Raw genomic sequence first — 14,391 nt, 5'->3', positions numbered from 1 at the left:
CGTGCCCGAAGGGCATACGATCCACCGGCTGGCCGCCGACTACCGGGAACGGTTCGGCGGCCGGGCCGTGCGGGTGACCAGCCCGCAGGGCAAGTTCTCGGACGCCGCCGCCCTCCTCGACGGCACCGTGCTGGAGACCACCGAGGCGCACGGCAAGCACCTGTTCCTCGGCTTCGGCGCGGGGGAGTGGGTGCACATCCACCTCGGCCTGTTCGGCAAGGTCACCTTCGGCGGCGCGCCCGTACCGCCGCCCACCGACACGGTCCGCCTGCGGCTCGCCCACGACGACGCCCACGTCGACCTGCGCGGCCCCACGGCCTGCGCGCTCGTCACCGACCCCGAGAAGCAGGCGGTGCACGACCGGCTCGGCCCCGACCCGCTGCGCGACGGCGACGACCCGGCCCGCGCCTGGCGCCGCGTCTCCCGCTCCCGCACGACGATCGCCGCGCTCCTCATGGACCAGAAGGTCATCGCCGGCGTCGGCAACGTCTACCGCGCCGAGGTCCTCTTCCGGCACGGCATCGACCCGTACCGCGCGGGAAAGGACGTCTCCGAGACGGAGTGGGCGGCGATCTGGCAGGATCTGGTCACGCTCATGCGCGAGGGTGTCCGCACCAACCGCATCGACACCGTGCGGCCCGAGCACACCCCCGAGGCGATGGGCCGCCCGCCGCGCGTCGACGACCACGGCGGAGAGGTGTACGTGTACCGCAGGGCCCACCTGCCCTGCCACATCTGTGGCGGCGAGATCCGCACCGCCGATCTCGCCGCCCGCAACCTCTTCTGGTGCCCCGGCTGCCAGCGGCGCTGACCCCCGCCGCCGGCCGGTCCGGGGGCGGGGCTCAGAAGTTGTGCGACAGCCAGGGGGCGGCGGCGGAGCCGAACGCGAGCGACGCCTCCGCCAGCGCGCCCTCCCGCAGCTCCCGCACCCGGCCCGCCCCGGCCAGCGACGCCAGCGAGAACCCGCCCAGGTACGCCGAGCCCAGCTCCCGCACGGACAGCGCCAGGTCCGCCGCCTCGTCCGTACGGACGCACCGCGCGCCCTCGGAGTCCCCGGTCAGCCGCCAACGGCCCGCGTTCCAGGGGCAGAAGTCGTCCGCCACCTCCAGGACCACGTCCACCGGCGCCTGGTACGTCCGCGCCTCCAGCGCCCCGCCCACGTCCACCAGCCGGACGAACATCCCGTCCCGCAGCGCGATCCCGCACCGCCGCACGTCCGACACGAGGTGCTGCCACGCGGCGTCCACCGGACAGCTGTTGACGGACACGCTCGTCGTCAGGTCGATGGCGAACAGGTAGCGCCACACGGCGGCGTACGACACCGGGTCGAGCGCCCCCACGTGCTCCACCACCACCGTGCCGTCGGGTCCCGCCGCGTTCCACTCGGGCCGCACCCGGTACAGCGCGTACCCCGTGACCTCGCCGTCCCGCTCCGCCAGCACGCACTGCAGCGCCGACGCGCCGCCCCGGTCCCCCGGCGGGTCCAGCAGCGGCAGCCGCTCCCACCCCGGCCGCCGCTCCGTCATCCCCGGCCGCAGCGGCACCGACCGCGCGTACACCGCCTCGCACGCCGCCGCCGCGTCCTCGGGCCGCGCGAGCCGCAGCCGTACGCCGTCCGTCCCCTCCAGGACGGACAGCCGCACCCGGGTCGTGTCGATGTCGGCCCGCATCCGCTGCGTCGCCAGGCCGTAGCCGAACCGGCCGTAGATGCCGGGCTCCGACGCCGTCAGCACCGCCAGCGGCTCACCCCAGGCACGCACGTCGTCCAGCTGCCGCCGCATCATCGAGGTGAGGACGCCGCGCCTGCGGTGGGTCGGCGCCACGCTCACCATCGTCACCCCGGCCGCCGGCACCACGGCCCCGCCCGGCACCGACAGCCGGAACGAGAACGCCCCCGCCGTCCCGACGCACGCCTCCCCGTCCCAGACGCCCAGCGAGCGGTCGCACTCGGTCAGCTCCTCCCACAGGGCGCGCTCCTCCGGCGCCTCGGGCACACCCCCGAACGCAAGCTCCAACTGCGTGAACCACACGTTCCATTCGGTGGCGGCGAGGACCCTCGGCTCAATCGTCATATGCCATGCGTATCAGCCCGTCCCCACGCCGGGCGACCCGATTTCGAACGCAATGTCACGGGGGTCCCCCTGCACGCGACCCGCCCGGCTGGATAGGGTCCAGGCCAATGGCCCGCAGCGCTCCACGAACGGACACGTACACGGCCCGGTACCGCAAGGCGGCCCACCGGGCCCGCGTCGCGCTGCGCAGGTCCGCCGTCGACTACTTCCGCGGCGACGGCTCCGACTGGATCGCCCTGGCGGGCCTCTTCCTCACCATCCCGGCGATCATGCTCGCCACGATCGCCACCCCCGTGTGGTGCGCCCCCGAAGCCCTCGTCCTCCCGATCGTCGCCGGCGGGCTGCTGCTGCGCCCCGCCAGCCTCCTCGGCCTGTACGCCGCCTCCGCCGCCGCGCTGATCGTCGAGTCGGCCGCCCTCGGCCCGTACACCGAGGGCGCCGCCCGGGTCACCCCCGGCACCGTCCTGGTCGTCGCCGCGTGCGGACTGTTCGGCCTGCTCATCGCCCAGTTCCGGGCCCGCGTCGGCGTGCCCTGGCGGCGCGGCGGCACCATGCTGTTCGACCTGCGCGAACGCATCCGCACCCAGAGCGCCCTGCCCCCGCTGCCCAAGGGCTGGCACCGCGAGATGGCGCTGCGCCCGGCCGGCGGCCAGTCCTTCTCCGGCGACTTCGTCGTCGCCGCCCGCACCAACGGCGGCCGCACCCTCGAAGCCGTCCTCACCGACGTGTCCGGCAAGGGCATGGACGCCGGCTCCCGCGCCCTGCTGCTGTCCGGCGCCTTCGGCGGGCTGGTCGGGTCCCTCCCGCCGCACGGCTTCCTCCCCGCCGCCAACGCCTACCTCCTCCGGCAGGACTGGGACGAGGGCTTCGCCACCTCCATCCACCTGGTCCTCGACCTGGAGTCCGGCGACTACGAGCTGCTGTCCGCCGGCCACCTGCCGGCCCTCCAGCTCCACGCGGGCAGCGGCCGCTGGGAGGAGAAGGCCGCCGACGGGCCGCTGCTCGGCGTCTACGACGGCGCCGAGTTCCACCCGGTCAAGGGCACCCTGCACCCCGGTGACGTGCTGATGCTGTTCACCGACGGCCTCGTCGAGGCCGCCGACCGCGACATCGCCGAGGGCATCGACCGGCTCACCGGCGAGGCCGACCGCTACGTCACCGCGGGCTTCCGCGGCGCGGCCTGGCATCTCATCGAGGCCTGCGCCAAGGACGTCAACGACGACCGCGCGCTGCTCCTGATCTCCCGCGACGCCTGAGCCCGCACGTACAGTCGCCCCATGCCGCACCTCTCCCTGCCGCAGGTCGAAGCGCTCGCCCGCCGTGTCCACGCCGGTCAGACCGACAAGGCGGGACGCCCCTACGCCGAGCACCTCCAGGCCGTCGCCGAGGGGGTGCGGGCGCGGGGCGGCAGCGACGAGCAGGTCGCCGCGGCGTGGCTGCACGACGCCGTCGAGGACGGCGTCCTGTCACCGCGCGACCTCGCCGGGGCCGCGCTGCCGCAGGAGGTCAAGGACATCGTCCTCGCGCTCACCAAGCGCCCCGGCGAGGACCTCGCCGACTACGCCGCCCGCGTCCTCGCCGTGCCCGGCGCCCGCCTCGTCAAGGAGGCCGACCTGGCGCACAACGCCGACCCGGACCGGCTCGCCGTCCTCGACGAGCCGGTCCGGGCCCGGCTGACCGCCAAGTACGCGCGGGTACGGCGGCTGCTCGGCCTCACGCCCGGCTGACCGCCCCGGCGGGCACCGCCCGGCCCGGGGCGCCGGCGCCCGAGGCCCCCGGAGCGCCCGGGGCATCCGGGGCATCCGGCGGGCCGGCGGCTCCCGGCGCGGGCGCCGCCGCCGCCGGGCGGAACGCCCACTCCAGGCGCGGCTCCGTCACCCACCGCAGCGCGCGCCGCACCGGCGGGGTGCACATCAGCGTCACCGCCCCGGCCGCCGCCACCGTCAGCCCGACCCGCCCCACGGGCGTGGCCAGCACCGGGTGCGCGTCGACGAGCTCCCAGTACTGCAGCGCCTTCACCGCGAAGCCGTGCAGGAGGTACCCGCAGACGCTGCCGGCGCCCAGCACGGTGAACCAGGTCCGCCGCGCCGGCACCCACGCCAGGAACGCGACCGTCAGCACCAGCGCGACGGCGCCCAGCGCGACCGTCGCCAGCGGCCCCGCCCACCAGCCGTACCCGAGCTCCTGGGCGCTGGTGTTGCGGTAGAACCAGCCCATCCGCAGGTGCGGCGCCGCCGCGTAGGCCACGGCCGGCGCGGCCAGCGCGACCGGCACGGCCGCCACCCGCACGGCCCGCCGCCGCAGCAGCCGGAAGTGCTCCTCGCGCAGCGTCAGGCCCAGCACGAAGAACGGCAGGAACTGCAGGATCCGCTGGAGGTCCAGGTCGGCCGCGATGCGCGGGGTCAGCGACGCCAGCGCCGCGACGGCCACGGCGACCGGCAGGGGGTACCGCAGGGCGCGCCACAGCGGGGCGGACAGCCGCCACACGAACAGCGCCAGGAGGAACCAGGTCAGGTAGAACGGGTCGGTGAGCGAGAACGCCTGCTGCGGCGCGTCCTGCGCCCACCGCCGGTACAGCGTGTAGGCGACCTCGAACGCCAGGTACGGGACGGCGACCCCGCCCACCAGCCGCCTCAGCTGGTCGGGCCGTCCGGCGAAGCTCCGCGAGAAGTACCCGGAGACGATCACGAACGCCGGCATGTGGAAGGCGTACACGACCATGTACAGCGCGCGTGTCGCACGGCTTCCCTCCATGACCGGCTCCCACACGTGACCCACCGCGACGAGCACGATCGCCAGGTATTTCGCGTTGTCGAAGAAGGGGTTCCGCTGACTCTGCTTTTCCCGGTGTGGCTGGAACATCCCAGGCACCCTAGCCCCGCCCCGCGCCCTCCCGGGAATCGGGGAGACCCGGTCACGGCATGCCGTGCGGTGCCCGGAATGGCAGGACAAATCCCGCACAAAAGCCGCACATCTCCCCGTCGATCCCTACGTCGCACACGCCGGTCGGGAAAGCGGGCGGGGCGTCTGCGGATTTTCCGTGAGGGACACGCGGGCGCCCTGGGGGAATCCCCGCGCTTTCCGTTTCGGAATTCCCGCGAGACCGTACGCCGGCCGTGCCCGCCCCGCCCCCGGGCTCCCGCGGCCGTTCACGATCCGTCACGGGGCGGCGCGGAAGGGGCCGTTGATGGCACGATGGACGCGTGCGGGGGTGTGCCAGGCCGGTGCCCCCGGCCGTCCTGACGGACCGACCGAGGGGATCACTCGTGGCCATTTCGCTGTCCGTGGTGCTGTTGCTGGCGATCGTCCTGGTGGTGATGATCCGCAGCGGCTCGATCAAGGCGGGGCCGGCCGTCGTCGCCGCCCTGTTCGGCTTCTTCCTCGCGTCCTCCGGACTCGGGCCGACCATCACCAAGGTCCTCAACGAGATAGCCGCGTCCATCAGCAAGATCAACTTCTAGCCGGAGCCGGCCGGGCGATTCCGGCCGCCCCCGACCTCCGGCGTGCCCGGAAACGACTCCGGCCCGGCCGGGTGATCACTCACCCGGCCGGGCCGGATTTCCGTACAGAGCGGGCGACGGGAATCGAACCCGCGTAGCTAGTTTGGAAGACTAGGGCTCTACCATTGAGCTACGCCCGCAGGCGGCACACCGCACGCCACCCGGGAGCGACGGCAGCGCCACGTAGAGCATCGTAGCGGGTCCCCGCACCAGGTCGCACACTCCTTCAACGTGCCGACGCAACGCCCGCGGCCATGTACCCTACGTGTCGCACCGACGGGGTGTGGCGCAGCTTGGTAGCGCGTCCGCTTTGGGAGCGGAAGGCCGTGGGTTCAAATCCCGCCACCCCGACCACGACAGGCCACCCCACGCGTGCCGGACGCAACCAAGATCACGTTGTGGGGCCCGTACTCCTTGCGGTTACTATGCAAGCTACGTGCCCGTGTGTCTCTCTGACCGGGCCGATCGGCCGGGCCGCCGCAGTCAGCGCCCCGGCAGAATCCCAGAATCAGCCACCAAGGAGACCGAACCGTGAAGAGCGCCGTGGAGACCCTGAACCCGACTCGGGTTCGGCTCACTGTCGAGGTGCCCTTCGAGGAGCTCAAGGCCAGCCTCGACGCGGCGTACAAGAAGATCAACCAGCAGGTCACGGTCAAGGGCTTCCGCAAGGGCAAGATCCCGGCCAGGGTCATCGACCAGCGGTTCGGCCGTGGTGCGGTGCTGGAGGAGGCCGTCAACGACGCCCTCCCCAAGCTCTACACCGAGGCGGTCAACGAGGCCGAGGTCAACCCCCTCGGCCAGCCCGAGGTGGACATCACCGAGCTGAAGGACGGCGAGCTGCTGGCCTTCACCGCCGAGGTCGACATCCGTCCGACGATCGAGATCCCGGACTTCTCCGGCATCGAGGTCACCGTCGACGCCGTCGAGGTCACCGACGAGGACGTCGAGAAGTCCGTGGAGCAGCTGCGCGAGCGCTTCGCCTCCACCTCCCCGGTCGAGCGCGCCGCCGCCGAGGGCGACGTCGTGACGCTCGACCTCGAGGCCAAGGTCGACGGCGAGGTCCTCCCCGACGGCGTCGCCGACGGCGTGCAGTACACGATCGGCTCCGGTGAGCTGCTGGAGGGCATCGACGAGGCCGTGACCGGCCTGGAGGCCGGTGGCGAGGCCACCTTCACCTCCACGCTGAAGGGCGGCTCCGCCGAGGGCAAGGAGGCCGAGGTCACCGTCAAGGTCACCCAGGTCGCCGCCCGTGAGCTCCCCGAGCTGGACGACGAGTTCGCCCAGATGGCGAGCGAGTTCGACACGCTCGACGAGCTGAAGGCCGACAGCCGCAAGCGCCTCGAGAACATGAAGCAGTACGACCAGGCCACGCAGGCCCAGGAGCGCGTGCTGGACGAGCTGCTGAAGCTGGTCGAGGTCCCGATCCCCGAGAAGCTCCTCGAGGACGAGGTCAACACCCGCAAGCACAACCTGCAGCACCACCAGCTCGGCCAGATGGGCCTCACGCTGGAGAAGTACCTGGAGCTCCAGGGCAAGACGGTCGAGGAGTTCGACGCCGAGACCGAGGAGCAGGCGGTCAAGGGCATCAAGACCCAGTTCATCCTGGACGAGCTCGTCTCCCGGGAGAAGCTCAACGTCAACCAGGACGAGCTGACCGAGCACCTGATGCGCCGCGCCGCGTCCTCCGGCATGAGCCCGGACCAGTTCGCCCAGGCCGTCGTCCAGGGCAACCAGGTCCCGATGCTCGTCGGCGAGGTCGCCCGCGGCAAGGCCCTGGCGCTCGTCGTCGAGTCCGCCAAGGTCGTCGACACCGACGGCGAGCCGGTCGTCATGGACGACGACGAGGACGAGACGGCCGAGACCGTCGAGGCCTCCGAGGACGCCGAGGCGAAGGCCGAGGAGCGGACCGAGGCCTGATCCGCCTCGCCCTGAGCTCCGCGGCGGGCTCCGGACGCACTGTGCGGCCGGGGCCCGCCGCCGTACTCAAGGAACCTTGCGCTCCCAGCGAACAGTTCGGGAACCGGGATGGCGCCCGCCCACCTGCGCGTTAGGGTCCATGAATACGAGGGCAGGGGAGTACCCGCCCCCAGTACGACAGACGCTGAGACGGCCGCAGCCGTCAGAGACGAGCAGGTGGATACGTGACGAATCTGATGCCTTACGCCGCGGGTGAGCCGTCCATCGGTGGTGGCCTCGGCGACCATGTGTACAACCGGCTGCTCGGCGAGCGGATCGTCTTCCTCGGCCAGCAGGTCGACGACGACATCGCGAACAAGATCACCGCACAGATGCTCCTCCTCGCCGCCGACCCGGACAAGGACATCTACCTGTACATCAACAGCCCCGGCGGCTCGGTGACGGCCGGCATGGCGATCTACGACACCATGCAGTACATCCCGAACGACGTGGTCACGATCGGCATGGGCATGGCCGCCTCCATGGGCCAGTTCCTGCTGACCGGCGGCACCGCGGGCAAGCGCTTCGCCCTGCCCAACACCGACATCCTGATGCACCAGGGCTCCGCCGGCATCGGCGGCACCGCCTCGGACATCAAGATCCAGGCCGAGTACCTCCTCCGCACCAAGCGGCGCATGGCCGAGATCACGGCGCGCCACTCGGGCCAGTCCGTGGAAACGATCATCCGTGACGGCGACCGCGACCGCTGGTTCACCGCGGACGAGGCCAAGGAGTACGGCCTGATCGACGAGATCATCTCCGCCGCCTCGGGCGTTCCGGGCGGTGGCGGCACCGGCGCCTGAGCGCCCCGCCACACCGACAGCCCCCGCCCCGGCAGCCCGCCGACGCCACCAGGATGGTGAACACCCCATGAGCAACTTCTCCGCGAGCGGCCTCTACACCGGCCCGCAGGTGGACAACCGTTACGTCGTCCCCCGCTTCGTCGAGCGCACCTCCCAGGGCGTGCGCGAGTACGACCCCTACGCGAAGCTCTTCGAAGAGCGCGTGATCTTCCTCGGCGTCCAGATTGACGACGCCTCCGCCAACGACGTCATGGCGCAGCTGCTGTGCCTGGAGTCGATGGACCCGGACCGCGACATCTCGGTCTACATCAACAGCCCCGGCGGTTCCTTCACCGCGCTGACGGCGATCTACGACACGATGCAGTTCGTGAAGCCCGACATCCAGACCGTCTGCATGGGCCAGGCGGCCTCCGCCGCGGCCGTCCTCCTCGCCGCCGGCACCCCCGGCAAGCGCATGGCCCTGCCCAACGCGCGCGTGCTGATCCACCAGCCGTCCGGCGGCACCGGGCGCGAGCAGCTCTCCGACCTGGAGATCGCGGCCAACGAGATCCTCCGCATGCGCACGCAGCTGGAGGAGATGCTGGCCAAGCACTCCAGCACCCCGATCGAGAAGATCCGCGACGACATCGAGCGCGACAAGATCCTCACGGCCGAGGACGCCCTGGCGTACGGCCTGATCGACCAGATCGTGTCCACCCGCAAGAGCACGGCGGCCGCGGCGGCCTGACGCTCGACCTTCCCTTGGCACGGCGCGCCGCGGACGCCCGTGGGCGCGAACCGTGCCAAGGGGGGCCCGAATGGGGGGCCCGGCAAGGTACCGTCGGATATGAGGCACCAGGAGTCGGCTGCGAACAAGCCGCTCCCAGGCGAAGGGGAAGCACCTCGTGGCACGCATCGGTGATGGCGGCGACCTGCTCAAGTGCTCGTTCTGCGGAAAGAGCCAGAAGCAGGTGAAGAAGCTCATCGCAGGCCCCGGTGTGTACATCTGCGACGAGTGCATCGACCTCTGCAACGAGATCATCGAAGAGGAGCTCGCCGAGTCGAGCGAGGTGCGGTGGGAGGAACTCCCCAAGCCGCGCGAGATCTACGAGTTCCTGGAGGGCTACGTCGTCGGCCAGGAGCCGGCGAAGAAGGCCCTGTCGGTCGCGGTGTACAACCACTACAAGCGCGTCCAGGCCGGTGAGAACGGCGGAGGGCAGGGCCGGGACGACGCGATCGAGCTCGCCAAGTCCAACATCCTGCTGCTGGGCCCCACGGGCTCCGGCAAGACGCTGCTCGCCCAGACGCTGGCGCGCATGCTGAACGTCCCGTTCGCCATCGCCGACGCGACGGCGCTCACCGAGGCCGGGTACGTCGGCGAGGACGTCGAGAACATCCTGCTGAAGCTCATCCAGGCGGCCGACTACGACGTCAAGAAGGCCGAGACGGGCATCATCTACATCGACGAGATCGACAAGGTGGCCCGCAAGAGCGAGAACCCGTCCATCACGCGCGACGTGTCGGGCGAGGGCGTCCAGCAGGCCCTGCTGAAGATCCTGGAGGGCACCACGGCCTCCGTCCCGCCGCAGGGCGGACGCAAGCACCCGCACCAGGAGTTCATCCAGATCGACACGACGAACGTGCTGTTCATCGTGGGCGGCGCCTTCGCCGGTCTGGAGAAGATCATCGAGTCGCGGGCCGGCGCGAAGGGCATCGGCTTCGGCGCGACGATCCGCTCCAAGCGGGAGATCGAGGCGAGCGACCAGTTCCAGGAGGTCATGCCGGAGGACCTGGTGAAGTTCGGGATGATCCCCGAGTTCATCGGCCGCCTCCCCGTCATCACCTCCGTCCACAACCTGGACCGCGAGGCCCTGCTGAAGATCCTCGTCGAGCCGCGCAACGCCCTGGTGAAGCAGTACCAGCGCCTGTTCGAACTCGACGGTGTGGAGCTGGACTTCGACCGCCCCGCCCTGGAGGCCATCGCGGACCAGGCCATCCTCCGCGGCACCGGCGCCCGCGGCCTGCGCGCCATCATGGAGGAGGTCCTCATGTCGGTGATGTACGAGGTCCCGTCCCGCAAGGACGTCGCCCGCGTCGTCATCACCGAGGACGTCGTCCACAACAACGTCAACCCGACGCTGGTCCCCCGGGTCGTCAAGGACCAGGGCCGCCACGAGAAGAGCGCGTAGCACCCCCCGTACGGCGGAAGGGCGCCCGTCCGGTTCACCGAACCGGACGGGCGCCCTTCGTCGTGCGCCGGGCTCACGCCTTGACGCGGATCTCCTTGCGGAGGTCGGCGGCGATCTTCGCCGCAGCGTCCTTGCCGAGGCCGGTCGCCGCCTGGCCGGCGGAGACCACGGCGAAGGTGCTGTAGTCGGACCAGGCGCAGAACCAGCTCGTCTGGCGCTGCTTCGTCATGAGGTTCTCGCCCTCGACCGACTGGCACTTCATGACGCCGTTGAAGCCGTCCGGGGTCATCTCCTCCGGCGAGCCGACCAGCTTCGCCTTGCTGTCGGTGTCCTTCTTCGCCTCCTCGCTGATCCCGGCGAAGTAGGCGTCGAGGGTCTTCTCCGGATCGGCGATCTTGCCGTAGATCCCGCTGAACATGACGGACTTCGCCGTCATCAGCTCCGGGGAGGCCGACGGGTTGGACAGGTCGATCTTCTTCGGGTCGATCGTCGAGTACGACCCCGTCACGGACGTGCCGCCCTGGACGCCGGCCTTCTCCATGTCCTTGACCATGTCGGAGCTGCCGGCGCCCTCCTTGCCGGAGCGCTTGTACTCGCCGAGCACCGTCTCCGGCGCCGTCAGCTTGTGCGGCCCGTCGTCCTCCAGCCCGCCGCCGAGCCCGCCGCCGAAGAGGAACCACGCGCCCACGCCCAGCGCCACGACGCCCGCCGTCACCCCGATGACCAGACCCGTCTTCTTCTTCGGGGCCTGCGGCGGGACCGGCGCGCCCGGGTAGCCCGGACCGGCGCCGTACGGGGGCTGCTGCGGGGGCTGCCCGTACGCGCCCGGCTGCGGCGGCTGGCCGTACGGGGCCTGCGGCTGCTGCGGGTAGCCGTACCCCGGCTGGGGCGGCGGCGCCTGCTGCGGGTAGCCGTAGCCGGGCTGCGGCGCCTGCGGGGGCTGGCCGTACGGACCGGGTTGGCCGTAGGGGCCCGGCTGGCCGTAGGGACCGGGCTGCTGGGGCTGCCCGCCGTACGGGCCCGGCTGGTTGTAGCTCATTGAGGGGTTCCCCCATCCAGATGCTTATGCGTTGCTCACATCTTGGCCGAAAGAACGTTCCCCGCGGGCCCGGGGGCGCGCACCGTCACGGAACATTCCCGTTTCAGTACGCGGCTGTGACACCTCTAAACTGGGCCCGTGACCGAGAACACTCAGCAGCAGCCAGCATCCGTCCCCGAACTGCCGACCCAGTACGCGCCGGCCGAGGTAGAGGGGAAGCTGTACGAGAGCTGGGTGGAGCGCGGTTACTTCACGGCCGACGCGACGAGCGGCAAGCCCGCCTACACCATCGTCATCCCGCCGCCGAACGTCACCGGCAGCCTCCACCTGGGCCACGCCTTCCAGCACACCCTCATGGACGCCCTCACGCGCCGCAAGCGCATGCAGGGGTACGAGGCGCTGTGGCTGCCCGGCATGGACCACGCCGGCATCGCCACCCAGAACAAGGTCGAGCAGCAGCTCGCCGAGGAGGGCAGGTCCCGCCACGACCTGGGCCGCGAGGAGTTCGTCCGCCGGGTCTGGCAGTGGAAGGAGGAGTACGGCGGCAGGATCCTCGGCCAGATGCGCCGCCTCGGCGACGGCGTCGACTGGAGCCGTGAGCGCTTCACCATGGACGAGGGCCTGTCCCGCGCCGTCCAGACCATCTTCAAGCGCCTCTACGACGACGAGCTCATCTATCGCGCCGAGCGCATCATCAACTGGTGCCCCCGCTGCCTCACGGCCATCTCGGACATCGAGGTGGAGTACCAGGAGGACGACGGCGAGCTCGTCTCCATCCGCTACGGCGAGGGCGAGGACAGCCTCGTCGTCGCCACCACCCGCGCCGAGACGATGCTCGGCGACACCGCCGTCGCCGTCCACCCCGACGACGAGCGCTACAAGCACCTCGTCGGCAAGCGCATCAAGCTGCCGCTGACGGACCGTACGATCCCCGTCGTCGCCGACACGCACGTCGACCCGGAGTTCGGCACCGGCGCCGTCAAGGTGACCCCGGCGCACGACCCGAACGACTTCGCCATCGGCCGGCGCCACGGCCTGGAGTCGCTCACCGTCATGGACGAGCGCGGCGTCATCACGGTCCACGGCCCGTTCGAGGGGCTCGACCGCTTCGAGGCGCGCTCCACCATCGTCGGCGCCCTGCGCGAGCAGGGCCGGATCGTCGCGGAGAAGCGCCCCTACCTCCACTCCGTCGGCCACTGCTCCCGCTGCAGCACCACCATCGAGCCCCGCCTCTCCCTCCAGTGGTGGGTCAAGGTCGGGCCGCTCGCCCGGGCCGCCGGCGACGCGGTCCGCGACGGCCGCGTGAAGATCCACCCCGAGGACATGTCGAAGCGCTACTTCGACTGGGTGGACAACATGCACGACTGGTGCATCTCGCGCCAGCTGTGGTGGGGCCACCGCATCCCCGTCTGGTACGGCCCGAACGGCGAGGTCGTCTGCGTCGGACCGGACGAGGAGCCGCCCGCCGGCGAGGGCTGGACGCAGGACACCGACGTCCTCGACACGTGGTTCTCCTCCGGCCTGTGGCCGTTCTCCACGCTCGGCTGGCCCGAGCGGACGCCGGACCTGGAGAAGTTCTATCCGACCGACGTCCTCCTCACCGGCCACGACATCATCTTCTTCTGGGTCGCCCGGATGATGATGTTCGGCCTGTACGCGATGGACGGCGAGGTGCCCTTCAAGACGATCGCCCTCACCGGCCTCGTCCGCGACGAGCGCGGCAAGAAGATGTCGAAGTCCTTCGGCAACGTCGTCGACCCGCTCGACTGGATGGACAAGTACGGCTCCGACGCCGTCCGCTTCACCCTGGCCAAGGGCGCCAACCCCGGTACCGACGTGCCGATCGGCGAGGACTGGGTCCAGGCGTCCCGGAACTTCGCCAACAAGGTCTGGAACGCGACCCGCTTCGCGCTGATGAACGGCGCGACCGTCGAGGGCCCGCTGCCGGAGCCGTCGCAGATGTCCGCCACCGACCGGTGGATCCTCTCCCGCCTCAACAAGACGGTCGCCGACGTCGACGCGTACTACGAGGACTTCCAGTTCTCCAAGCTCAGCGAGGCGCTCTACCACTTCGCCTGGGACGAGGTCTTCGACTGGTACGTCGAGCTGTCGAAGACGACGTTCTTCGGCGGCGGCGAGCAGGCCCGGGTCTCCGCCCGCGTCCTCGGCGAGGTCCTCGACGTGACGCTGCGCCTGCTGCACCCGGTCGTCCCCTTCGTCACCGACACCCTGTGGACCACGCTGACGGGCGGCGAGTCCCTCGTCGTCGCCGCCTGGCCCGAGGACAGCGGCTTCCGCGACGAGGCCGCCGAGCGGGAGATCGAGCTCGTCCAGCGCGTCGTCACCGAGGTCCGCCGCTTCCGCTCCGACCAGGGCCTCCAGCCCGGCCAGAAGGTCCCGGCCCGTCTGGACCTGACCGGTACGGCGCTGGCGCCGCACGAGGCGGCCATCCGCCAGCTGCTGCGCCTCCAGCCGGAGGAGGAGGGCTTCCACGCCACCGCCTCGCTCCCGGTCGCCGGCGCCACGGTCGCGCTCGACCTGTCGGGCACGATCGACGTCGAGGCGGAGCGCAAGCGCCTGGCGAAGGACCTCGCCGCGGCCGAGAAGGAGAAGGCCCAGGCGCAGGCCAAGCTCGGCAACGAGGCGTTCCTCGCCAAGGCCCCCGACCAGGTCGTGGAGAAGATCCGCACGCGGCTCGCCAAGGCGGACGAGGACATCGCCCGCATCGAGGCCCAGCTGGCCGGCCTCCCGCAGGGCTGACACCGCTGCGCGGCGGGGCCCCGGGACCGATCGGTCCCGGGGCCCCGCCGCGCGTGCGGGTCGGGCCGGACCGTGTCGGCGGCCCTCCGTAGA

12 protein-coding genes and 2 tRNA genes are annotated in these 14,391 nt (G+C 71.4%); 10 read left to right on the top strand and 4 right to left on the bottom strand.

The window, feature by feature from the left end:
* Position 1: 1 nt before the first annotated feature.
* Positions 2 to 811: an Fpg/Nei family DNA glycosylase gene (locus IE106_RS21610; protein WP_189536626.1), complete on the top strand. Its 810-nt coding sequence runs from the start codon at positions 2 to 4 to the stop codon at positions 809 to 811.
* 31 nt (positions 812 to 842) lie between these two features.
* On the opposite strand, the gene IE106_RS21605 is transcribed toward IE106_RS21610, so the two are convergent.
* Positions 843 to 2,072 (bottom strand): GNAT family N-acetyltransferase, encoded by a 1,230-nt coding sequence (locus tag IE106_RS21605; protein ID WP_189536624.1) that lies wholly within the window; start codon positions 2,070 to 2,072, stop codon positions 843 to 845.
* 107 nt (positions 2,073 to 2,179) lie between these two features.
* On the opposite strand from IE106_RS21605, the gene IE106_RS21600 reads away from it, so the two are divergent.
* A complete protein-coding gene (locus tag IE106_RS21600) occupies positions 2,180 to 3,328 on the top strand; it encodes a PP2C family protein-serine/threonine phosphatase (protein WP_189536622.1) in 1,149 nt (382 codons plus the stop codon).
* 21 nt (positions 3,329 to 3,349) lie between these two features.
* Complete coding sequence (locus tag IE106_RS21595; protein ID WP_189536620.1) at positions 3,350 to 3,799, top strand: HD domain-containing protein; 450 nt, start codon at positions 3,350 to 3,352, stop codon at positions 3,797 to 3,799.
* Here IE106_RS21595 and IE106_RS21590 read toward each other — a convergent pair.
* The gene (locus IE106_RS21590) at positions 3,786 to 4,934 is read right to left on the bottom strand and encodes an acyltransferase family protein (RefSeq protein WP_189536618.1); all 1,149 of its coding nucleotides are present in this window, start codon (positions 4,932 to 4,934) and stop codon (positions 3,786 to 3,788) included. The two genes, IE106_RS21595 and IE106_RS21590, sit on opposite strands and share 14 nt — an antisense overlap.
* Positions 4,935 to 5,338: 404 nt before the next feature.
* Between IE106_RS21590 and IE106_RS21585 the strand changes: the two genes are divergently transcribed.
* The gene (locus IE106_RS21585) at positions 5,339 to 5,533 is read left to right on the top strand and encodes a hypothetical protein (protein ID WP_079047547.1); all 195 of its coding nucleotides are present in this window, start codon (positions 5,339 to 5,341) and stop codon (positions 5,531 to 5,533) included.
* A 108-nt stretch (positions 5,534 to 5,641) separates the two neighbouring features.
* Here the strand turns inward: IE106_RS21585 and IE106_RS21580 are convergent.
* Positions 5,642 to 5,712: transfer RNA gene (locus IE106_RS21580), tRNA-Gly, on the bottom strand.
* A gap of 137 nt (positions 5,713 to 5,849) precedes the next feature.
* On the opposite strand from IE106_RS21580, the gene IE106_RS21575 reads away from it, so the two are divergent.
* From IE106_RS21575 to clpX, 5 genes are all read left to right on the top strand, one after another.
* Positions 5,850 to 5,926 (top strand) — tRNA-Pro (locus tag IE106_RS21575).
* A 177-nt stretch (positions 5,927 to 6,103) separates the two neighbouring features.
* Complete coding sequence (tig, locus tag IE106_RS21570) at positions 6,104 to 7,489, top strand: trigger factor (RefSeq protein WP_189536616.1); 1,386 nt, start codon at positions 6,104 to 6,106, stop codon at positions 7,487 to 7,489.
* Positions 7,490 to 7,725: 236 nt separating this feature from the next.
* Entirely contained in the window at positions 7,726 to 8,331 is a 606-nt protein-coding gene (locus tag IE106_RS21565; protein WP_189536980.1) for an ATP-dependent Clp protease proteolytic subunit, read from the top strand.
* A 67-nt stretch (positions 8,332 to 8,398) separates the two neighbouring features.
* The gene (locus tag IE106_RS21560) at positions 8,399 to 9,058 is read left to right on the top strand and encodes an ATP-dependent Clp protease proteolytic subunit (protein WP_189536613.1); all 660 of its coding nucleotides are present in this window, start codon (positions 8,399 to 8,401) and stop codon (positions 9,056 to 9,058) included.
* A gap of 157 nt (positions 9,059 to 9,215) precedes the next feature.
* Positions 9,216 to 10,499 carry an ATP-dependent Clp protease ATP-binding subunit ClpX gene (gene clpX, locus IE106_RS21555; protein WP_189536612.1) on the top strand — a complete coding sequence of 428 codons (1,284 nt, stop codon included), beginning with the start codon at positions 9,216 to 9,218 and terminating at the stop codon, positions 10,497 to 10,499.
* A 73-nt stretch (positions 10,500 to 10,572) separates the two neighbouring features.
* On the opposite strand, the gene IE106_RS21550 is transcribed toward clpX, so the two are convergent.
* A complete protein-coding gene (locus IE106_RS21550; RefSeq protein WP_189536610.1) occupies positions 10,573 to 11,538 on the bottom strand; it encodes a hypothetical protein in 966 nt (321 codons plus the stop codon).
* A 138-nt stretch (positions 11,539 to 11,676) separates the two neighbouring features.
* Between IE106_RS21550 and IE106_RS21545 the strand changes: the two genes are divergently transcribed.
* Positions 11,677 to 14,298, top strand: coding sequence for a valine--tRNA ligase (locus tag IE106_RS21545; protein ID WP_189536608.1), 2,622 nt, complete (start codon positions 11,677 to 11,679; stop codon positions 14,296 to 14,298).
* Positions 14,299 to 14,391 lie beyond the last annotated feature (93 nt).

It is taken from the genome of Streptomyces roseolilacinus, assembly GCF_014649335.1.
Classification (GTDB): domain Bacteria; phylum Actinomycetota; class Actinomycetes; order Streptomycetales; family Streptomycetaceae; genus Streptomyces; species Streptomyces roseolilacinus.
This window is presented reverse-complemented; position numbering and strand designations above follow the sequence as displayed.